The 21076-nt window shown below is 71.4% G+C and carries 12 protein-coding genes and 1 riboswitch; of the genes, 8 read left to right on the forward strand and 4 right to left on the reverse strand.

The features are described from left to right. Positions 1 to 412: 412 nt before the first annotated feature. Entirely contained in the window at positions 413 to 3118 is a 2706-nt protein-coding gene (locus ABFJ78_RS11455; RefSeq protein ID WP_436385866.1) for a cellulose binding domain-containing protein, read from the reverse strand. A gap of 345 nt (positions 3119 to 3463) precedes the next feature. On the opposite strand from ABFJ78_RS11455, the gene ABFJ78_RS11460 reads away from it, so the two are divergent. Continuing rightward, complete coding sequence (locus ABFJ78_RS11460) at positions 3464 to 4849, forward strand: sugar porter family MFS transporter (RefSeq protein WP_436385867.1); 1386 nt, start codon at positions 3464 to 3466, stop codon at positions 4847 to 4849. Between the two features lie 217 nt (positions 4850 to 5066). Continuing rightward, positions 5067 to 6251 carry a GNAT family N-acetyltransferase gene (locus ABFJ78_RS11465; protein WP_436385868.1) on the forward strand — a complete coding sequence of 395 codons (1185 nt, stop codon included), beginning with the start codon at positions 5067 to 5069 and terminating at the stop codon, positions 6249 to 6251. A gap of 8 nt (positions 6252 to 6259) precedes the next feature. On the opposite strand, the gene ABFJ78_RS11470 is transcribed toward ABFJ78_RS11465, so the two are convergent. Further along, positions 6260 to 7114 (reverse strand): TIGR03619 family F420-dependent LLM class oxidoreductase, encoded by an 855-nt coding sequence (locus ABFJ78_RS11470; protein ID WP_436385869.1) that lies wholly within the window; start codon positions 7112 to 7114, stop codon positions 6260 to 6262. Positions 7115 to 7321: 207 nt separating this feature from the next. Continuing rightward, positions 7322 to 7400, forward strand: a riboswitch (S-adenosyl-L-homocysteine riboswitch). Between the two features lie 14 nt (positions 7401 to 7414). Here ABFJ78_RS11470 and metH point away from each other — a divergent pair. Continuing rightward, positions 7415 to 11044, forward strand: coding sequence for a methionine synthase (gene metH / locus ABFJ78_RS11475; RefSeq protein WP_436385870.1), 3630 nt, complete (start codon positions 7415 to 7417; stop codon positions 11042 to 11044). On the opposite strand, the gene ABFJ78_RS11480 is transcribed toward metH, so the two are convergent. Further along, on the reverse strand, positions 11026 to 12177 hold the full coding sequence (locus ABFJ78_RS11480; protein WP_436385871.1) for an FAD-dependent monooxygenase: 1152 nt from the start codon (positions 12175 to 12177) through the stop codon (positions 11026 to 11028). The two genes, metH and ABFJ78_RS11480, sit on opposite strands and share 19 nt — an antisense overlap. A gap of 199 nt (positions 12178 to 12376) precedes the next feature. On the opposite strand from ABFJ78_RS11480, the gene ABFJ78_RS11485 reads away from it, so the two are divergent. Continuing rightward, positions 12377 to 14260 (forward strand): hypothetical protein, encoded by a 1884-nt coding sequence (locus tag ABFJ78_RS11485; RefSeq protein ID WP_436385872.1) that lies wholly within the window; start codon positions 12377 to 12379, stop codon positions 14258 to 14260. Positions 14261 to 14322: 62 nt separating this feature from the next. Here the strand turns inward: ABFJ78_RS11485 and ABFJ78_RS11490 are convergent, their stop codons facing one another. Further along, positions 14323 to 15723 carry a hypothetical protein gene (locus tag ABFJ78_RS11490; RefSeq protein WP_436385873.1) on the reverse strand — a complete coding sequence of 467 codons (1401 nt, stop codon included), beginning with the start codon at positions 15721 to 15723 and terminating at the stop codon, positions 14323 to 14325. Positions 15724 to 15852: 129 nt separating this feature from the next. On the opposite strand from ABFJ78_RS11490, the gene ABFJ78_RS11495 reads away from it, so the two are divergent. From ABFJ78_RS11495 to ABFJ78_RS11510, 4 genes are all read left to right on the forward strand, one after another. Continuing rightward, positions 15853 to 16284, forward strand: coding sequence for an LppU/SCO3897 family protein (locus tag ABFJ78_RS11495; RefSeq protein WP_436385874.1), 432 nt, complete (start codon positions 15853 to 15855; stop codon positions 16282 to 16284). 3 nt (positions 16285 to 16287) lie between these two features. Continuing rightward, on the forward strand, positions 16288 to 16893 hold the full coding sequence (locus tag ABFJ78_RS11500) for a hypothetical protein (RefSeq protein WP_436385875.1): 606 nt from the start codon (positions 16288 to 16290) through the stop codon (positions 16891 to 16893). Positions 16894 to 17093: 200 nt separating this feature from the next. Then, a complete protein-coding gene (locus ABFJ78_RS11505) occupies positions 17094 to 19658 on the forward strand; it encodes an AAA family ATPase (RefSeq protein ID WP_436385876.1) in 2565 nt (854 codons plus the stop codon). Between the two features lie 130 nt (positions 19659 to 19788). Beyond that, positions 19789 to 21042: a glycoprotein gene (locus tag ABFJ78_RS11510; protein ID WP_436385877.1), complete on the forward strand. Its 1254-nt coding sequence runs from the start codon at positions 19789 to 19791 to the stop codon at positions 21040 to 21042. The last annotated feature ends 34 nt before the right edge of the window (positions 21043 to 21076 follow it).

A 21076-nucleotide genomic window follows, 5' to 3' on the forward strand; every position in this document is an offset into this window, starting at 1 on the left:
GAGTGGAATCCGGGAATCCGCGAGAAAGATCGGCGGGGGGTTTACATCGCCGGGACGTGCCGGGTAGCAGCCACCGCTGCTGGGAGCGCTCTCACGACGTGTCCCGTCCCCAGGGGAGCGATCGAAGCGTTCCGGACCAGCACTGCTCGGCGCTGGCGTGACGGCGGTTCGGCGTGCTCCGGCATCGGCTACCCGGTGGCGAGGGAATCGGCGAGAACGACTGCGCGAGCGGGTACGTGACCGGCCTGATGGACTGGCTCGACCGGTACCGGGCGTCCTATCGCGGCTGGACGTGGAACACCTGGCCGTGCACGTCCGGTCCCGCACTGATCACGTCCTACGACGGCACCCCGAAAAGCCGTGAAGGCCTCCTTACCGGTCGTAGAAGCCGGTAAGGAGGCCTTCACGGGCATCAAGAAGTGGTGCAGGGCTTACCGTTGAGGCTGATCGCGGCCGGTTTGGAGTTGGTCGTGCCCGAGGTGCCGGTGAAGCCGAAGCCCGCGCTCGCGCCCGGGGCGATCGTGCCGTTCCAGCCCGCGTCCACCGCCGAGACCGCCGTGCCCGTCTGCGTCACCTGCGCATTCCACGCCTGCGTCACGCGCTGGCCGTCGGCGAACGACCACGAGACCGTCCAGCCGGTCACCGGCGCGGTTCCGGCGTTGCCCACCTTCACGTCGGCCTGGAAACCGCCCTGCCACTGGTTCGTCACCGTGTAGGCCGCGGTGCACGAAGTCGAAGGCACCGGCGTGGTGGTGGTGGTCGTCGGCGGCGGGGTAGTGGTGGTCGTGGAAGCCGGCGGCGGCTGGTCACCGCCCGAGTCGCCCACGATCACGCCTCGCCCGTTCGTGCCCACGTACACCCGGCCGTACACCCGCGGATCGCCGCTCAGCGCGGCCCCGATGTTGCCGTACTGGTGCTGGTCGTCGTTGATCCGCGTCCACGACGCCCCGGCGTCGTCCGACCGGAAGATCCCGCGCACCCCGCCGATCTTCGCGATGGTGTACAACGCCGGATACGTCCGGCCGGAGGCGGCTTTGCCGAACCCGATGTTGTCGGCTTCGGCGACCCCGCTCAGTTTCGTGAAGGACGCTCCGGAGTCGGTGGAGTGCCAGAGTCCATACGCAGACCCAGACCCGCCGGCCAGCCAGACGTCGCCGGGCACGCCGGGTACCGCCTTGAAGTGCGCCGGGCCGCTCGGCAGCCCACTGGCCGCGGTGGCGGCGAACGTCGCGCCGCCGTCGGTGCTGAGGTAGAACCGGCCGGAAGCGAAGCCGTAGAACCGCTTCGGGTCCACGCGGTCGGCCTCGACCACCGCGCCGGCGGGGATGCCGGCCGACGCCGTCCACGACGAGCCGAAACCGACGGAGTAGCTGACCCCCGTGCCGTCCGGGCTCCACACGAACCGGCTGCCGTCGGCGGCCGCGGCCACCGTCCCGCCGCTCGCGCCACCGCCCGGTTCGGTTCCCTGGAACCAGTTCTTGCCGCCGTCGGTGGAGAAGGCGACGCGGTTGTCGTTCGGCCGGGCGCCGCGGTCGAGGGTGCCGACGCGCACGATCGTCGCCGGGGTCAGCTCGGCGTAGTCCAGGCTGGTGGTCGTCGTGAACACCGGCGAGGTGAACATCGTCGACGGCACGGCGTCGAGGCTGTCGTGCCGGAACCCGCCGATGTCGCCGAGCCCGGAGATCAGCGGCGCGCCCGACGGCGGGCTGACCAGGTCGAGCACGGCGGTCTCCTCGAGGCCGCCGACGACCGGCTTGAGCGTGATCTTCCCGCCGCTGTCCCACTTGGTGAGGTCGGACGTGCCGTAGATGGTCGCACCGGTGCCGTACAGCAGGTGGTTCGAGTCGAACGGGTCGATCTCGACCGACTCGGTCATCCAGCCGAGCTTCGGCGACGGCACCGGGGGAGCGGGCTGGGTGCCGAAAGTCAGCCACGGCACCGAAGAGATGTCTTGGGTGTACCGCAGGGACCGGTCGGGGTAGCTGGTGAAGTCCCAGATCCGGGTCCAGGTGGCGCCGCCGTCGGTGCTGCGGAAGAAGATGACGTCCGGCCACCACGACACCTGCGTCGCGACCATCAGCGTGTCCGGGTGCTGCCGGTCGATCGTCAGCCCGCTGTAGCCGAAGTAGTCGTCCGCGCTGTCGGACGGGATCGGGCTGATCCGCGTCCAGGCGCCGGTCTTCGTCGCGTACTTCCAGACGTCGCCCTTCGCGCCGTCGTAGGGGCCGCCGGTGTCGCTGGTCGCGAGGTAGAGGTAGCCGCCGACCGGGTCGAGGACGCCCTTGTGCGCCAGGAACCCGGTGGGCTGGCCGGCCAGCCGCGCCCACGTCACGCCGCCGTCGGTGCTGCGGTAGACGGTGTTCGCCTTGTCCGCGACGCCGACGTAGATGGTCTGCGTGGTGTTGCCGCGGGTGCCGGTCGACGGGTCGAACGTCACCCAGGTGACGCCTTCGTTGTCGCTCTGGTAACCGGTTGTGTCGCTCGGATCGGGGGCGTAGTTGCCCGGGTTCGGGAAGGCCGTCACCTTCGCCCACGTGACACCGGAGTCCGTGCTGCGCCAGAGCCCGTTGCCGCTGGGCGCGCCGAGGTAGAGGACGCTGTCGCGGTTCGGGTCGATCGCGAGCCGCTCGCCCATGCCGCGGCCGGGCATGTTGCCGCCGAGCTTGAACGGCAGCGCCGAGGCCTGCCAGGTGGCGCCGCGGTCGGCCGAGCGCAGGACGGCGCCGTTGTTCGGGTCCCAGCTGTTGGTGTACATCCCGGCCGCGGCGTAGACCCGGTTCGGGTCGACCGGGTCGGTCGCCAGACTGACCACGCCGTTGTGGCCCCAGTCGGTCCAGCCGACCGAGTCCAGCAGCGGAACCCAGCGCCCGGTGGCGGGGTTCCAGCGGTACGCGCCGCCGATGTCGGTGCGGGCGTAGGCGAGACCGGGTTCGGCTTGGTTGAAGACGATGCCGGGGACGAATCCGCCGCCGCCGATCTCCGCGTTGCGCCACGTGTACGGAGCGGGGGCGGCCGGGGAAGCCGGCGCGCCGACGGTGACCGCGACGGCGACCGGCATCAGGGCGGCCAGCGTGTACGCGAGCAATTGTCTCGGTGATCGGGAACGCGTGCTTCGCACGTTTGCCTCCATGCGTTGACCGATAGGAGGCTGGGAGCGCTTTCGGAAAACGGTAAACCAGGGCTGCGACCAGGTCAAACCCTTCGACGATTTCGCCCGCGCGATCCGTCCACAATGGATTTCGTGAACCGCCGGAACCGGCCGGCCGTGTCCATTGTGTACCGATTCGGGACCGGAAAGGAGGGTGTGGCGGACGGAGCAACGTTGTGCGCCAAGCGGTATCACATATGTGAACGTCGATCAGGTTTCTGAATCGTTATCAACGACTGTCTTGCCCGGCTTTTTCCGGCGTGTGAGTGTGGTGGCCGCTGGCTGGACTGGACCTACGAAAGAGGCGACCCGGCAATGACGCAGACAGCCCCGGCGCGGCACATCAGCCGAACCACCTTGTACTTCTTCGGCGCGCTCGGCGGCATCCTGTTCGGCTACGACCTCGGCGTGATCTCCGGGGTGCTCCCGTTCATCGGGAAACTCTGGGCACTGACCAGCTGGGACAAGGGCGTGATCACCGCCAGCCTGTCGGTCGGTGCCATCGTCGGCGCGCTGTTCTCCAGCCGCACCAACGAAGCGCTCGGCCGCCGCCGCACGATCCAGGTCGCCGCGGCGATCGTCATCGTGGGCACCCTCGCCGCGACGTTCTCGCCGACGTTCGCGCTGCTGGTGATCTCGCGGCTGGTCATCGGCCTCGGCATCGGCCTTTCGTCGTCGACAGTGCCGACCTACCTGTCCGAGCTCGCGCCGGCGCGGCTGCGCGGCGCGATGGGCGCGCTGAACCAGATCTTCATCGTGCTGGGCATCCTGATCGCGTTCCTGGTCAGCTACTGGCTCGGCCCGGTATCGGCCTGGCGGTGGATGTTCGCCGGCGCCATCGTGCCGGCCGTGATCCTGCTCGTCGGGCTGGTGTTCCTCCCGGAGACCCCGCGCTGGCTGGTGAAGAACGGCCGCGAGGAGGAAGCCCGGCGGGTCCTGGCCAGCGCGCACGGCAACACCGTCAACCTCGACGAAGAGATCGCCACGATCAACGAGGTGATCCGGCTCGACACCGAGGACAAGCCGCGGCTGCGCGACCTGTTCTCCGGCTTCGTGCGCCCGATGCTCGTCGTGGCCCTGCTGCTCGCGATCGGCCAGCAGTTCAGCGGCGTGAACGCGATCAACGCGTACTTCCCGACGATGCTGATCGGCCTCGGCTTCGCGACGCAGGCCGCGCTGCTGTCCGGTGTCCTGCTGGGCGTGACGAAGTTCCTGTTCACCGCGTGGGTCGTGTTCGTGGTGGACCGCTGGGGCCGCAAGCCGCTGCTGCTCATCGGCAACGTCATCATGGTGCTCACGCTGGTGGCGGCCGGGCTCGTCGTGCTGAACGTCCACGACACCGGCACCCGCGGCATCCTGATGCTGGTGATGATGGTGCTGTACCTGGTGGGCTACGAGCTCGGCTGGGGCGCGGTCGTCTGGGTGATGATGTCCGAGGTGTTCCCGCTGAAGTTCCGCGCGGCGGGCATGGGCGTCAGCAGCGTCGTCCTCTGGGCCGCGACGGGCATCGTGAGCGCGGTGTTCCCGATCATCTCCGACCCGAAGTCGCTCGGCATCGGCGGATCGATGTTCCTGTTCGCCGGCATCAACGTGGTGCTGTTCGTGCTCACCAAGTGGCTGGTGCCGGAGACCAAGGGACGCACGCTGGAGCAGATCGAGCTCGACCTCCGGGCGCGACAGGGGGTCGCGGCGAAGAGCTGACCCCCCGGGGTCAGCCAACACGGAGGCGAGGGCCAGTCGAAAACCCGCGCACCACCGAAACCCAGGCCTCCCGCAACCCCGATCCGAAGCCGTAGTCACAATGAAGGCTTCGGGGTTGCGGAGAAACACGGCACGCCGCCGGTGTGTTCAGGGACGCAAAGGGCCCCACCGAGTTATTCGCTTGCCCGGTGACGGTCCGGCGCGGCACTGTGCCCCGATGGAGATCCGCACCACGACCGAGCACGACCGCGACACGTTCGTCGACACGCTTTTCGCCGCCTTCGGGCGCATCCCGGCCGAAGGGGACCGGGTCTGGTCGGCGCTGGAGATGGACCGCGGCCTGCTCGCCGTGACGCCGGAGGGCCGGCCCGTCGGCACCGCGGCCGCGTACTCCTTCGAGCTGACGCTGCCCGGGGAGGTCGTCGTCCCGGCCGGGGGCGTGACCGCCGTCGGCGTCCTGCCTTCGCACCGGCGCCGGGGCCTGCTCACCGCGATGATGCGGCACCAGCTCGCCGACGCGCGGGCGCGCGGGGAGTTCCTGTCCGTCCTGCTGGCCAGCGAGGCCGTGATCTACCGCCGGTTCGGCTACGGCCCCGCGACCACCACCCACCGGCTGACGGTGCAGCGGAACCAGGCCGCCCCGCGGAGCACCGCCGTCCCGGCGGAAGGTTCGATCGAAGTGCTGCGGCGCGCGGAGTGCGGTGAACTGCTGGAAGACGTCTACGACCGCTACCGCCGGGCCCGGCCGGGCGCGCTGTCCCGGCCGCACCGCTGGTGGGCCGCCGGTGCCGGGCAGCCGCCGATCTCCGCGGCCCCGCGGTACGTCGCCCTGCACCGCGATCCCGGCGGTGTCCCGGACGGGTACGCGACCTACCTGCTCGACGGCACGCTGACGGTCGACGAGACGATCGCCGCCGACGACGCCGTCGCGACGGCGTTGGCCCGCTTCCTGCTCGACCACGACCTGGCCACCCGCGTCGTGTTCAAGCAGTGCCCGCCGGACCACCCGCTGCGCTGGCAGCTCGCGGACTTCCGCGCGGCCGAGGTGAGCGACGAGACGGACTGGCTGTGGGTGCGCCTCCTGGACGTCCCGCGCGCGTTGACGGCCCGCGCCTGGTCAGCCGACGGCGACCTCGTCCTCGACGTCGAGGACCCGTTCCTGGGCGAGCACGGGCGTTATCTGCTGACGGTCCGCGACGGCAAGGGCGAGTGCGTCCCGACGGACCGGGCACCCGACCTGTCGCTCGACGTGACCGACCTGGGCTCGGTGTACCTCGGCGGGGTCGCGCCGAGCACGCTCGTGCGGGCCGGGCACGTTCGCGTCCACCATGCGGACGCGGCCGCGCTCGCCGACACGCTGTTCCGCACCGAGCGGGCCCCGCACTGCCTGCACTGGTTCTGAGGCGATCCTCAGAGGGTGACGGCGAGCCCGAGTTTGCCGGCCAGCCGCCCGATCCACGCCTCGACCTCGTCCGGCGAACGGTCCGGCAAGCCGAAGATCGTCTCGGTGACGCCGAGGGAATCCAGGTGCGCCAACCGGTCCGGATCGGGGCGTTCCCCGAGGGCGCAGATCCGCGGCGCCCCCGACCGCCCTTCGTCGAGCCAGATCTCCTTCAGCAGGGCCACGTGCCCGTCGAGGTCGGAGTCGGCCGGAGTGGTGATCCAGCCGTCCGCGTGGCGGGCGATCCAGCGGAACGTCTTCTCCGTCGGGCCCGCGCCCAGCAGCACCGGGATGTGCGCCTGGACCGGCTTCGGCCACGCCCAGCTCGGCCCGAAGGAGACGAACTCCCCGGCGTAGGAGGCTTCCTCCTCCGTCCACAGTGCACTCATCGCTTCGAGGTACTCGCGCAGCGCCGTGCGCCGGCGGTTGCCGGGGACGCCGTGGTCGGTCAGCTCGTCGACGTTCCAGCCGAAGCCGGTCCCGAGCGTGACGCGCCCGCCGGAGAGGTGGTCGAGGCTCGCGATCGTCTTGGCCAGCGTGATCGGGTCGCTCTCCACTGGCAGGGCCACCGCGGTGGACAGCCGGATCCGCGACGTCACCGCGGCCGCCGTCGCGAGCGCGACCCAGGGGTCGAGGGTGCGGCTGTAGCGGTCGTCGGGCAGGGACGCGTCGCCGGTGCGCGGGTGCGGCGACTCGCGTTTCACCGGGATGTGCGTGTGCTCGGGCACGTAGAAGGTGGCGAACCCCGCGGCCTCCGCGGCACGCGCCGCGGACGCCGGGGTGATGCCCCGGTCGCTGGTGAACAGCACGATTCCGTAGTCCACGCGAGGAGCGTATTAGAACGTGTTTCAGTTTTCAAGGAGGGCAGTCGATGAGGTGAGCGCCGCCTTCCCCGCGAGGAGGATCGGTGGGCGGAGGTGCAGGGTGAACGCAGTGCTCCACTGTGGACGGTCGCGGCCGGTGTCCCGGATCGTGGACGCCCGGCCCGACCGGGATGGCCAGCCGGGGGCCGGTTCCACTATCCTGGTCCACGGGCCGAGAGGCGCTGCAACGGACCATCGGGTCCGCCACGCTCGGCCCGCTTCACCTGACCAAGGGCGCCTCCCGACCGAGGGAGGCTGCCGGTGAACACCTCGCATGAACCCGAAGCACGTCTGCGCGAGCTGCTCGAACAGCGGGTAGCGGTCCTCGACGGTGCCTGGGGCACCATGCTGCAGGGCGCCGGGCTCACCCCGGCCGACTACCGCGGCGACCGCTTCGGCGAGCACACCCACGACGTCACCGGCGACCCCGACCTGCTGAACCTCACCCGCCCGGACGTCATCCTCGACGTCCACCGCCAGTACCTCGCGGCCGGCGCGGACATCACCACGACGAACACCTTCACCGCGACCAGCATCGGCCAGGCCGACTACGGGCTGCAGTCCCACGTCCACGAGATGAACGTCCGCGGCGCGCAGCTGGCCCGCCAGGCCGCCGACGAGGCCGGCGGCAAGTTCGTCGCCGGGTCGATCGGGCCGCTGAACGTCACGCTCAGCCTGTCGCCCAAGGTCGAAGACCCGGCTTACCGCGCCGTCACGTTCGAGCAGGTCAAGGCGTCCTACGCCGAGCAGATCGCCGGGCTCGCCGAGGGCGGCGTCGACCTGCTGCTGATCGAGACGATCTTCGACACGCTCAACTGCAAGGCCGCGATCGCCGCCGCCCGCGAGGTCGCGCCGCACCTGCCGCTGTGGATCTCGGTCACCATCGTCGACCTGAGCGGCCGCACGCTCTCCGGCCAGACCGTCGAGGCGTTCTGGAGCTCGATCGAGCACGCGAAACCGCTGGTCGTCGGCGTGAACTGCTCGCTGGGCGCCGAGGAGATGCGCCCGCACGTCGAGGAGCTCGCGCGGATCGCCGACGCCTACGTCGCCTGCCACCCGAACGCCGGCCTGCCGAACGCGTTCGGCGGCTACGACCAGACGCCCGAGGAGACCGCCGGGCTGATCGGCGGCTTCGCCCGCGACGGCCTGGTCAACCTGGTCGGCGGCTGCTGCGGCACGACCCCGGAGCACATCGCGAAGATCGCCGCCGCGGCGAAGGACGTCTCCCCGCGGGAGGTGCCGGCGCCGCGCACGCACACGCGGTTCAGCGGCCTCGAGCCGTTCGGCATCGGCGCCGACACCGGGTTCGTGATGATCGGCGAGCGCACCAACGTCACCGGCTCCAAGCGGTTCCGCCGGCTCATCGAGTCCGGCGACCACCAGGCCGCCGTCGACGTCGCGCTGGAGCAGGTCCGCGGCGGCGCCAACCTGCTCGACGTCAACATGGACGCCGACCTGCTCGACTCCGAGCAGGCGATGACGACGTTCCTCAACCTGATCGCCACCGAGCCCGAGGTCGCGCGGATCCCGGTGATGGTCGACAGCTCCAAGTGGACCGTGCTCGAAGCCGGGCTGCGCTGCCTGCAGGGCAAGGGCGTGGTCAACTCGATCAGCCTCAAGGAGGGCGAGGAGCCGTTCCTCGCGCAGGCCCGCACCATCCGCAACTACGGCGCCGGCGTCGTCGTGATGGCCTTCGACGAGCAGGGCCAGGCCGACACCGCCGACCGCAAGGTCGAGATCTGCGGCCGCGCGTACGACATCCTCACGCAGAAGGCCGGTTTCGCGGGCGAGGACATCATCTTCGACCCGAACGTCCTCGCCGTCGCCACCGGCATCGCCGAGCACAACGGCTACGCGAAGGCGTTCATCGACGCGCTGCCCCGGATCAAGGAACGCTGTCCCGGCGTCCACATCTCCGGCGGCATCTCGAACCTGTCGTTCTCCTTCCGCGGCAACGACGTCGTCCGCGAGGCGATGCACTCGGCGTTCCTGTTCCACGCCATGCAGGTGGGCCTGGACATGGGCATCGTCAACGCCGGCCAGCTCGCCGTCTACGAAGACATCCCGAAGGAGCTCCTCGAGCTGGTCGAGGACGTCCTGTTCGACCGCCGCGAGGACGCCACCGACCGGCTGGTGAGCTTCGCCGAGAACGTCAAGGGCAGCGGCACCAAGCGCGTCGTGGACCTCTCATGGCGCGAAGGCACGGTCGGCGAGCGGCTGTCCCACGCGCTGGTGCACGGCATCGTCGACTACATCGAGGACGACACCGAAGAGGCCCGGCAGCAGATGGCGCGGCCCCTCGACGTCATCGAGGGCCCGCTGATGGACGGCATGAAGATCGTCGGGGACCTGTTCGGCTCCGGCAAGATGTTCCTGCCGCAGGTCGTGAAGAGCGCCCGCGTGATGAAGCGGTCCGTCGCCTACCTCGAGCCGTTCATGGAGGCGGAGAAGGAGAAGGCGCGCCAGGAGGGCCGGCTCGCCACCTCGGGCGGCCAGGGCAAGATCGTGCTGGCCACGGTGAAGGGCGACGTCCACGACATCGGCAAGAACATCGTCGGGGTCGTGCTCGGCTGCAACAACTACGAGGTGATCGACCTCGGCGTGATGGTGCCCGCCGCGAAGATCCTCGACACCGCGGTCACCGAGGGCGCCGACGCCGTCGGGCTGTCCGGGCTGATCACGCCGTCGCTGGACGAGATGGTCGCCGTCGCCACCGAGATGCAGCGGCGCGGGCTGAAGCTGCCGCTGCTGATCGGCGGCGCCACGACCTCCCGCCAGCACACCGCGGTCAAGATCGCGCCCGCCTACGACAACGCGACGGTCCACGTGCTGGACGCCTCCCGCGTCGTCGGCGTGGTGTCCGACCTGCTCGACCCGGACCGCTCGATCGCGCTCGCCGAGAAGAACCGCGCCGACCAGGAGGTGCTGCGCGAGCAGCACGCGAGCAAGCAGCGCCGGCCGATGCTCACGCTCGAGCAGGCGCGGCTGAACCGCGAGCAGGTGGTGTTCGCCGACCTGCCGACGCCGCTGTTCACCGGCTCCCGGGTCGTCGAGCCGTCGATCGCGGAACTGCGCGAGATGATCGACTGGCAGTTCCTGTTCCTGGCCTGGCAGCTCAAGGGCAAGTACCCGGCGATCCTGGACCAGCCGGTCGCCCGCGAGCTGTTCGACGACGCCAACAAGCTGCTCGACCAGATCATCGCCGAAGGCAGCTTCACGGCGAAGGGCGCGTACGCGTTTTGGCCGGCGCACAGCGAAGGCGACGACATCCGGCTCGACGGCGAGTTCGCGCACGTCGGGTTCCCGATGCTGCGCCAGCAGACCTCGAAGCCGGAAGACCGCGCGAACCGCTGCCTGGCCGACTACATCGCCCCGGACGGCGACCATCTGGGCGGCTTCGCGGTCGCGATCCACGGCGCCGAGACCCTCTCCGAGAAGTACGAAGCCGAGCAGGACGACTACCGCGCGATCATGGTCAAGGCGCTGGCCGACCGGCTCGCCGAGGCCTTCGCCGAGCACATCCACCTGCGGGCCCGCCGCGACTGGTTCGAGCCGGACGCCGAGCCCGTGCTGGCCGACCTGCACGCGGAGCGCTTCCGCGGCATCCGCCCGGCGCTGGGCTACCCGGCCAGCCCCGACCACAGCCAGAAGCGCGAGCTGTTCGAGCTGCTCGAAGCCGGCCGGCTGGGGATGGACCTGACCGAGTCGTTCGCGATGACGCCGGCGGCGAGCGTGTCCGGGCTGATCTTCGCGCACCCGGACTCGCGGTACTTCACCGTCGGCCGGCTCGGCCGCGACCAGATCGAGGACTACGCGCGCCGCAAGGGCGTCGAGGTCGCCGAGGTCGAGCAGTGGCTGCGGCCGAACCTGGCCTACGAGCCCGAGGCGTAGTCGGTCAGCTCGATGTCCGTGGCGAACTTGTCGGTCGCCTTGAGCATCAGGCCGAGCAGGAAGCGGGACTTGAACGTCCAGTCCCGCAGCTTGATCCGCAGCGGCGACGGCGGCGCGAGGAACGGGCCCGCGCTGCCGCGCTGCGAGACCTTGGCGTAGGGCCGGAGCTGCTCTTCGTAACGGGCGAAGGCGACGCGGTGATCGCCGTTCGCGGCCAGGAGCTCGCCGGCGAGCACGTACGCTCCGACGATCGCCAGGCCGGTGCCGAAGCCGCCGAGGGTGTTGCCGTAGGCGGCGTCGCCGAGCAGGACTATCCGGCCGCGCGAGTAGTGGTCGATCGTGACGCGGGCCAGCGAGTCCAGGTAGAACTCGCGGGCGTCGGGGAGCTTCGCGATCAGTTCGGGCACCCGCCAGCCGGCGCCGCGGTAGGCCTCGGTCACCAGCTGCCGCTGGGTGGCGGTGTCGCCGCGGTCGTAGTCCAGCTCGGGGGAGGCGAACACGAAGAACGCCGACGCCTTCGGGCCGCCGACCGCGGCCATCCGGCCCGGCTCGTTGTACATCACCGCCTCGCCGCCGCCGATCTGCGCGCCCAGCTCGGCGAGGGCGTAGTAGTGGCCGAGGAAGTGGACGTAGTCGCGCTCCGGGCCGAAGGCCAGCCGCCGGACGTTCGAGTGGATGCCGTCGGCGCCGACGACGAGGTCGAACCGGCGCGGCTCGGCGTGGGCGAAGGTGACGTCGACGCCGTCGGGCGTCTCGGTCAGCGCCGTGATGGTGTCGCCGAAGAGGTACTCGCAGTCCGCGTGCTCGTAGAGGATGTCGGCGAGGTCGCCGCGGCGGATCTCGATCTCGCCGCCGGTGAACTCGCCGGGGATCACCGCTTGGGGCCGCTCATCGGCGTCGATGATCGTCTGGTCGGTGCCGCCGGTCTGGCGGGCCAGGACGTCGTCGAGGATGCCCATGCGCTCCAGGACGGTCCGGTGGGTGGCGCCCTTGAAGTCGACGGCCTGGCCGCCCGGACGCACCGAAGGGGCGCGTTCGACGACGGTGACGGTGCAGCCGTAGCGGGTCAGCCACACGGCGAGGGCGGGGCCGGCGATGCTCGCGCCGGAGATCAGGACGTTCAGGTTCTTCATGCCTCGAAGCTTCGCGAGGAGGACTTACCGATCCCTGGCGAAGCGCTGACGGCGGCCGTCAGCGACTGTCGCGAGGGGACCGCGCGCGGACCGTGACGGCGGAAAATTCCCGGCCGTGACCAGGGCATTCCCGCCGGTTTTCGCACGTTGACCCCCGCCCGTCACGCGGGCACCATTTCCCGGGGGAGAGGGGGCGGCGATGCTGGACAGCGAAACGCGACCGGCGGCCACCGCGCTCGGCGAGCTGCTGCGCAACGGGGAGCGCGCACTCGAGGCCGACGGCGATCTGCGCGCCGGCCGGGAGTGGTTCGACCGGGCGTACCGGGCGGCGGAGGCCGAGTGCGACGGGACCGGGATGGCGCGGGCCGCGCTGGGCCTGGCCGGGCTGTGGGTCCACGAACACCGGAGCGCGCCCGCGGCCACGTTGCTGCAGGCGCGGCTGCGCAGTGCGCGGACCGCGGTCGACCCGGGGTCGTCGCTGGCCCTGCGGCTCAAGGCGCGGCTGGCGGGTGAAGCCGACTACGTGGCGGGGGAGAGCAACGAGATCCTCGCGGTGCTCGAAGAAGCCAAGCGCGCCGGTGACCCGGTCGCCTGGGCCGAGGCCGCCAGCCTGGCCCACCACTGCCTGCTCGGGCCGGACCACGGCGGCCAGCGCCGTGCGCTCGCGCAGGAGCTGATCACCGAGGGCTTCCGCACCGACCGCCGCAGCGACCTGCTGATGGGCCTGCTCTGGCGCACGGTCGACCTTTTCCTCGACGGCGACCCGCACGCCCAGCGCGGCCTGGCCGATCTGCGCGGCCTGCTGGCCGAACGCGACCACCTCGCGGTCGGGTTCGTGCTCGACGCGATCGACGTCATGCTCAGCATCCGCGCCGGCCGGTTCGAGGAGGCCGAGAACCGCGCGGCGGCCTGCGCCCTGCGCGGCGAGCAGGCCGGGGACGCCGACGCGATCGGCTGGTACACCGCGCAGCTCGGGTCGGTCCGCTGGTACCAGGGCCGCGTCGCCGAGCTGCTGCCGGTGCTGCGGGAGACGGTGCACTCGCCGACGCTCAGCGCGGTGGACAACGCGCTGATCGCCGGGCTGGCCGTCGCCGCCGCGGCGGCCGGGGACGAGCGCGAGGCCGCCGGGGCGCTGGCCCGGCTGCGCGGCCGGGACCTGGCGCTGCTGCCGCGGTCGAGCAGCTGGCTCGTGTCGATGTACGGGATCGTCGAGTCCGCCAACCTGATCTCGGACGTCGAATCGGCGCTCGCCGCGTACGCGCTGCTGACGCCCTTCGCGCGGCTGCCGATGACGGCCAGCCTCGGCATCGCCTGTTTCGGCTCGGTGCAGCACGCGCTGGGCGTGGCGATGGTGACCGCGGGCGAGACCGAGCGGGCCGCCGAGCACTTCCGGGCGGCGGTGCGCGACAACCTCGCGCTGGCGCACTGGCCGGCCGCGGCGCTGTCGCGCGCCCGGCTCGCGCAGGCGCTGGGACCGGCTTCGGCCGAAGGCGCGCGGGAGCTGGCCGCGGCCACGCGGGAGGCCGAGCAGCTCGGGATGGTGCTGCCCGCGTTCGCTTCCGGCGGCGTGCATCGGCGCGTCACGTGCCGCCGGCAGGGCAGCCACTGGCTGTTCGCCCTGGACGGGCGGTCCGCGCTGGTCGAGCACAGCGTCGGCATGGGCTATCTCGCGACGCTGCTGGACAACCCCGGCCACGAGCTGACCGCGGTCGAGCTGGCGCACGGGGTGGTGGCCGAGGCGACGTCCGCGCAGCCGGTGCTCGACCAGGAGGCGACCGGGCACTACCGGCGCTGGCTCGCGAACCTCGAAGCCGAGCTCGACGAGCACGAGGCCAACCACGACACCGGCCGCGCGGAGCAGGTCCGCACCGAACGCGACTGGCTGCTGGGCGAGCTGTCGGCGGCCGCGGGGCTGGCGGGCCGCGTCCGCGAGTTCGCGGGCGCGGAGGAGAAGGCCCGGATCGCGGTCGGCAAGGCGATCCGCCGCGCGCTGACCCGGATCGCCGCGGCGGACGCGGTGATCGGCGACGTCCTGCGCGACGGCGTCCGCACCGGCACCCGCTGCAGCTACGACCCCACCTGAGACGACATGAACGACTCTTTCATGTCGTCCGACGACATGAAAGAGTCGTTCATGTCAGTGGGCTACTCGACGGCGCCGGCGACCACGGTCTGGTACCAGGCGTCGTACGGGTGGTTGGTCGCCGGGTAGTTCGCGAGCGGCGTCGTCGCGTCGCCCGCCGAGTCGAAGTCCCAGCCGCGGACCAGCTTGCCCGCCTGGCGGGCCGAGGTGATGAACGCCGACTCCGTCGCCGGTGCCCCGTAGAACAGCGCGCCCTGCTGCAGCTCCGCGCTGTCGCCCTTCTGGAACTCGTCGAACGCGACCTGCCGGTAGCGGATCCGGTCGCCGGTGACGCTCGCGGTGTCCACGCGCAGGGTGTTCGACGGCGTCGGGCCGTCCGCGCCCGCCCACACCTTCACGCGCCGGGTGCCGTTCGTGGCGGTGTCCTTGGCGTACCGCGCGTCGGACGTCTTGGCGTTGCCGGTCCACGTCACCGCCGTGCCCGCGAGGGCACCGTTCCACGTCCAGTTCTGGCTGCTGCTCTGGCTCTGGTGGATCTCCCGCACGTGCGTCGCGTCGGTGAAGGCGACCGTCGGCTGGACGCCGTTGTCGTACTGGTGGCTGGCCTGCCAGGTGATCTCGCCGTCGCCGCCGAGCTTGCCGACGTGGTACCAGAGCGTCGTCGCGCCCTGTGACTGGTGAACCTCGACGAGGTCGCCGTTGTCGTTGAGCGCGACGGCCGGCGTCTGGCCGCTGTCGTACTTCCCGTGCCGCAGCCAGGTGACGCGGCCGTCGGCGCCGTAGGTCCCGGTCCAGTACCAGAGCGCGCCGCCGCCCGAGTCGTGCACCTCGACGATCTGGCCGCGGCCGTTGAGCGCGACGGCCGGGTGGTAGCCGACGTCCCGCTTGTACTCGCCGCGGCTGCCGCCGTCGCCCGAGAGCAACGGCAGCACGCGCCCGCGCAGCGCGTCGACGGTCGGCGAGCCGGCCGGGTAGTCCTGCGCCCGCAGCAGCCGGCTGCCGAAGACCGACTCCAGCTCCTGGTTGACGGCGGCCAGGTTGCCCGCCGCGAAGTTCGCGTTGTCGGTCAAGTCGTCCTTGAGGTCGAGCATGACGACGATCGGCGCGGCCGAAGGGTGGGCCGCGGACCAGGTGTTCACCACCGACAGCCAGTCGCGCAGGTTGTTCGACGCCGGGTTGCCGCCGCTGTGGTCGACGGCGTTGCCGGGCGAGTCGTGGCCGACGCCGTAGTCGTGGGTGGTCGCGTAGCCGTTGTCGTGGAAGTCGTACTCGATGAACCGGACGCCGTGGTCGAGCTGGTAGGTGATCGAGTCCTTCGCGCCGTCGACGTCGCCCGAATAGCTGTTGTGCGTGGCGCGGAGGACCGACGCGGTGAACGGCGGGCTCGCGGCTTCGGCGGTCCCACCGGTCAGGAGCGCGGCGGTGGCCAGCGCCGAGACGGCCAGTGCGGGCAGTCGGGTCATCCTCGGGTCCTCACGTCGGGGAACGGGGCGGTCCCATCCTGGCGGGAGAGCGGGAACAACGGGTGGAACACCGTGGAACACGGGTGGAACGCCTAGAAGGGGACAGCTGGACATCGAGGGAGGAACGTCATGACCTACGCGGGAGGACCCCAATTCCCGGAACCGACCGGACCCGTGCCGCCACAGGCCGGGATGCCCGGCCCGGCGCAGCCGCCCGCCGCCGCGCCGAAGAAGTCCAAGCGGCGGCAGAAGATCGTGCTCACCGTGTTCCTGATCCTGGTCGCCGCCGTCCTCGCGCTGGTCTGGGCGGCCACCCGGTCCAACGGCGAGAACGCCCAGGCCGGCAACTGCGTCACCGAAAGCGGTGACAACTACGTGAAGATCGTCGACTGCGGGGCGCCCGAGGCGACGCTCAAGGTCGTCGCGCGCGTCGAGGACAAGACGCGGATCGAAGCGCAGATCAGCGCGTGCACTCCGTACCCGGACGCCGACCAGGTGTTCTGGCAGGGCAAGGAGGGCGAGACCGGCGTCGTGCTCTGCCTGGCGAAGACCGGCAAGTAGCCGATGGCCGCCGGGAAGTTCTCGTTCACCGGTTCCGGCGGGATCCTGGTCTCGAGCGGCGGGCGGACGCTCGCCGCGGCGGGCGACGTGATCGTGATCGGCGACCGGGTCTTCCCGCTGGCCGAAGTGGACCGGGTCGCCTACGACGCGGCGGCCCGGCCGCGCCAGGCCAGCTACGCGCTCGGCCTGGCCCGCGGCCCGGTGCGGAGCCGGTTCGTGTTCGACGCCTTCGGCAGCGGCGAGCTGGCGGATGCGCGCGAAACGTGGCGGCGGCTGGTCGAGCTGGTCGAGTCGGCTGCCTGCCCGCGGATCGCGCGGGCGGCGGTCGACGCGATCACCGCCGGCGCCACCGCGCGGTTCGGCGCGGGCGGGCACCGGCGGATCGACGCGGACGCCGAAGGACTGCGCCGGTGGCGGTGGTTCGCGCCGAAGGTGCCGTGGGCCGGCGTGCTGGGCACCGACCTGCGCGCCGGCCAGGTGCGCGTGTGGACGGGCGGCCCGGAGCCGGAACTCGTCACCGCCATGGCCGGCTGGAACGCGGTGGTGCTGCCGCGCGTCGTAGGAATGATGGTGGCACTGGAAAAAGAATCTCCGGAAAATCGGGGATAACGGTATTTCCCGGATAACCGGTAAATGCTCACGGAATGGGAGATCGACTGTCCGTTGTGTCGTATTTGCGGCACCGTTCGTCGATTTATGCCAAATCGCCGCGCGGATTCGGTACTCGACCGGGCCGGGCGTGCTCATTATCCGAAGAACGAGTGTGCGCGGGCGGTGAACGCCCGTGAGGGGTTGGGGAGGCAGTGGGTGTGGCGAACGACTGGCCGCTGGTCGGCCGCGAACAGGAACTGGCGTTCGCGCGCCGGGCGCTGGCCGATCCCGAGGTGTGCGGGCTGCTGCTGACCGGCCGCGCCGGCGCGGGCAAGACGCGCCTGGCCAAGGTGCTGCTGGCCGAGCTGGCCGGCGGCGGCGCGCGCACGCATTGGGTGCGCGCGATGTCTTCGGCGTCGACGATCCCGTTCGGCGCGTTCGCGCACCTGCTGCCGGGCAGCGCGGACGGTTCGGGTGACCGCGCGCACCGGCTCAACCAGGTCGCCGGCCACCTCACCCGCGGCGCGGAGGGGCGCCGGCTGGTGCTGTGCGTCGACGACGCGCACCTGCTCGACGACCTGTCCGCGACCCTGGTGCACCAGCTGGCCGCGACGGCGTCGGCGTTCGTGATCGTCATCGCGCCGCACGGCGTGAGCGTGCCCGACCCGGTGTTCGCGATGTGGAAGGACCGCGTCGCCGAGCGGCTCGACGTCGGCGAGCTGACCCGCCCGCAGACCACCGAGCTGATCACCGCGGTCCTCGACGGACGGCTCGACGACGGCGCGGAGCACCGGCTTTGGGGCCTGACGCTGGGCAACCCGCTGTTCCTGCGCGAGCTCGTGCAGGGCGGCCTCGACAGCGGTTCGCTGTCGGCCGAGGACGGCGTGTGGCGGTGGAGCGGGGCGCTCGCGGCGACGCCGCGGCTGGTCGAGCTGATCGAAACCCGCACCGACCGGGTCGACGCCGACGAACGGCGGCTGCTGGAGCTGCTCGCCTTCGGAGAGCCACTGGGCTGCGAACCGCTGGTGCGGCTCGGCGCGGCCCGCGTCCTCGCCACGACCGAGCAGGCCGGGCTGGTCGTGTCCGAACGGACCGGGCGGCGGCTGAACGTCCGGCTGGCGCACCCGCTCTACGCCGAGGTGATCCGCCGCCGGACGTCGCCGCTGCGCCAGCGCGACACCTACCGGATCCTCGCGCAGACCCTGGACCTCACCGGCGCGCGGCGGGCCGAGGACAAGCCGCGGCTGGTGCGCTGGCGGCTGGCCGCCGGGCTGCCGACCGACCCGCAGCTGGTCCGGGCGGCGGCGGAGACGTTGCTGCGCAAGGACTTCCCGCAGGCCGAACAGCTGGCGGCGGAAGCCGTCCGGATGGGCGGCGGGTTCGGCGCGAAGTTCCTGCTCGCCCAGGTCCGGATCGCGGGCGGCCGGCCCGCCGACGCGGACTCCCTGCTGTCCGAGCTGGCGGGCGAAACGGTATCCGACGCGCAGCACGCCCGCGTGGCGGCCACGCGGGCGCGGAACCTGGCGTTCGGCCTGAACCGGTTCGACGAGGCTGCCGAGGTCTTGGACACCGCGGAGACGGCGGTGTCCGGGACCCAGGACGACCTCGTGGCCGCCCGGGCGGCGCTCTTGGCGGCATCGGGTGCGTCGCGGGCGGCCTTGGAACTGCTCGGGCCGGTGCTGGACCGCAACCGGCGCGGCGACGCGCTGCGGCTCTCGGCGCTGGTCGTCGCGGCCGGGGCGCTGTCGTCGACCGGGCGGACGGAGGCGTGCCTCGGCGTCGTCGACGAGGGACTGGAGATCGCGTCGCGGATTTCGGACGCCTTCGCGCCCGGCGCACAGGTCCGGCTGGAGCACGCCCGGATCGTCGCCCTGTGCCGGGCGGGCCGGCTCGAGGAGGCCGAAGACCTGGCCGGCGACGACTACCGCGACGCCGTCCGGGACCGCTGGGGCCCGGCGGTGGCGGGCGCGGCGGCGTCGCTCGGGACGGTCGCGCTCGCATACGGCAACGTCCGCGGCGCGATCCGCTGGCTGCGCGAGGCCCTGGCGGCCGACGCGCACGACCAGCCCCACGAGTTCCGCCCGGCGGTCGCGGCGGCACTGGTCCGGGCGACGGCGATGAGCGGCCGGATCGCGGAGCCGCGCGGCGACTGGGACGGCGCGTGGGTCGCCGTGGCGCGGGGTGAGCTGTCGCGCGCTGCTTCGCTGGGGGCGTCGGCCGCATCGGCCGCTGAGGCGGACGGCAGGTTCGCGGTCGCGGCCGAGATCCGCCACGACCTGCTCCGGTTCGGCGCCGACCCGGGGGAGATCCCGTCGGCGGGCGGGATGGCGGCGCTGTACTCGGCGCACGCGGCGGCTCGTTCGGATGCTTCGGCATTGGACGCGGTCGCGGCTTCATTCGCGGACGTCGGCGCGCGATTGCTCGCGGCGGAGGCGTCGGCGCAGGCGGCCCGGGCGTACCGAGCGGAGGGCAAGAACGGCAGCGCGGCAACGTCGGCGCAGCGCGCGCGGGCATGGCTGGCGTCCTGTGAGGACGCCGCGACGCCGGCCTTGTCTCTTTTGGACACGCCACTCGACTTGACGGTCCGTGAGCTGGAGATCGCCCGCCTGGTGGCGACGGGCCTGACGAGCCGCGCGGTGGCGGACCGGCTGGTCGTGTCGGTGCGGACGGTCGACAACGTGCTGCACGGCGTTTACGCGAAGCTGGGTATTTCCGGGCGCCGCGAGCTGGCTTCGGTGGTGGGGCCGCTCGCGTCGGGGAGTAGTCCCGGCGACGGTCCATAGGTAGATCGCGGCCGCGGCGGTGCGGAAGCCGAGTAGGGCGCTACTCATGACCCAGGGGCTTGCCGGCTCAAGACTGGATGACAACGGAGGGGCACGGGCTTCACCGATCCGAATGTCAGGAGTGCACACGATGACGACTTCATCGGGCGACGTTTTCCAGAACGAGCAGGGTTCCGGTGGTGGGAACCAGTTCAACGAGCAGGCTTCGACCGGGGGCTCGGGGAACATTTTCCAGAACGAGCAGGGTTCGGGTGGTTCCGGGGGGAATCAGTTCAACGAGCAGGCGTCGACCGGCGGCCGCGGTGGGGACATCTTCCAGAACCAGCAGGGTTCGGGTGGTTCCGGGGGGAACCAGTTCAACGAGCAGGCGTCCACGGGTGGCCGCGGTGGGGACATCTTCCAGAACGAGCAAGGCTCCGGCCGCGGCGGCAACCAGTTCAACGAGCAGGCGTCGGCCGGCCACCACGGTGACGTGTTCCAGAACGAGCAGGGTTCCGGTGGGCACGGTGGGAACCAGTTCAACGAGCAGGCCTCGACCGGCGGCGGCGTGGGAGACATCTTCCAGAACGAGCAGGGTTCGGGTGGTTCCGGTGGGAACCAGTTCAACGAGCAGGCGAGCACCGGCGGCCGCGGCGGCGACATCTTCCAGAACCAGCAGGGCTCGGGCGGTCACGGTGGGAACCAGTTCAACGAGCAGGCGAGCACCGGCGGCCGCGGCGGCGACATCTTCCAGAACCAGCAGGGTTCGGGCGGTCACGGTGGGAACCAGTTCAACGAGCAGGCCTCGACCGGCGGCGCCGTGGGCGACATCTACCAGAACCAGCAGGGTTCCGGGGGTCCCGGTGGGAACCAGTTCAACGAGCAGGCCTCGACCGGCGGCGCCGTGGGCGACATCTACCAGAACCAGCAGGGTTCCGGGGGTCCCGGTGGGAACCAGTTCAACGAGCAGGCGAGCACCGGCGGCCGCGGCGGCGACATCTTCCAGAACCAGCAGGGTTCAGGCGGTCACGGTGGGAACCAGTTCAACGAGCAGGCGTCGACGGGCGGCCACGGCAACATCTTCCAGAACGAGCAGGGTTCCGGTGGCCACGGTGGCAACCAGTTCAACGAGCAGGCGTCCACGGGCGGCCACGGCAACATCTTCCAGAACGAGCAGGGCTCGGGCGGCCACGGTGGCAACCAGTTCAACGAGCAGGCGAGCACCGGCGGCCACGGCAACATCTTCCAGAACGAACAGGCCCACGGCCACCACGGTCACGGCGGCGACCAGTTCAACGAGCAGGCGTCCACCGAGCACCACGGCCACGAGCACAACCACCACCACGGCGGCGAGCACCACCACGACCACCACGCCGGCCACCACCACGACGTCGACCACTACTGAGCCGGCATAAGCACGCGAGCACCACCCAGCAAGA

The sequence above is a fragment of the Amycolatopsis sp. MEPSY49 genome (assembly GCF_051337345.1).
GTDB lineage: Bacteria > Actinomycetota > Actinomycetes > Mycobacteriales > Pseudonocardiaceae > Amycolatopsis.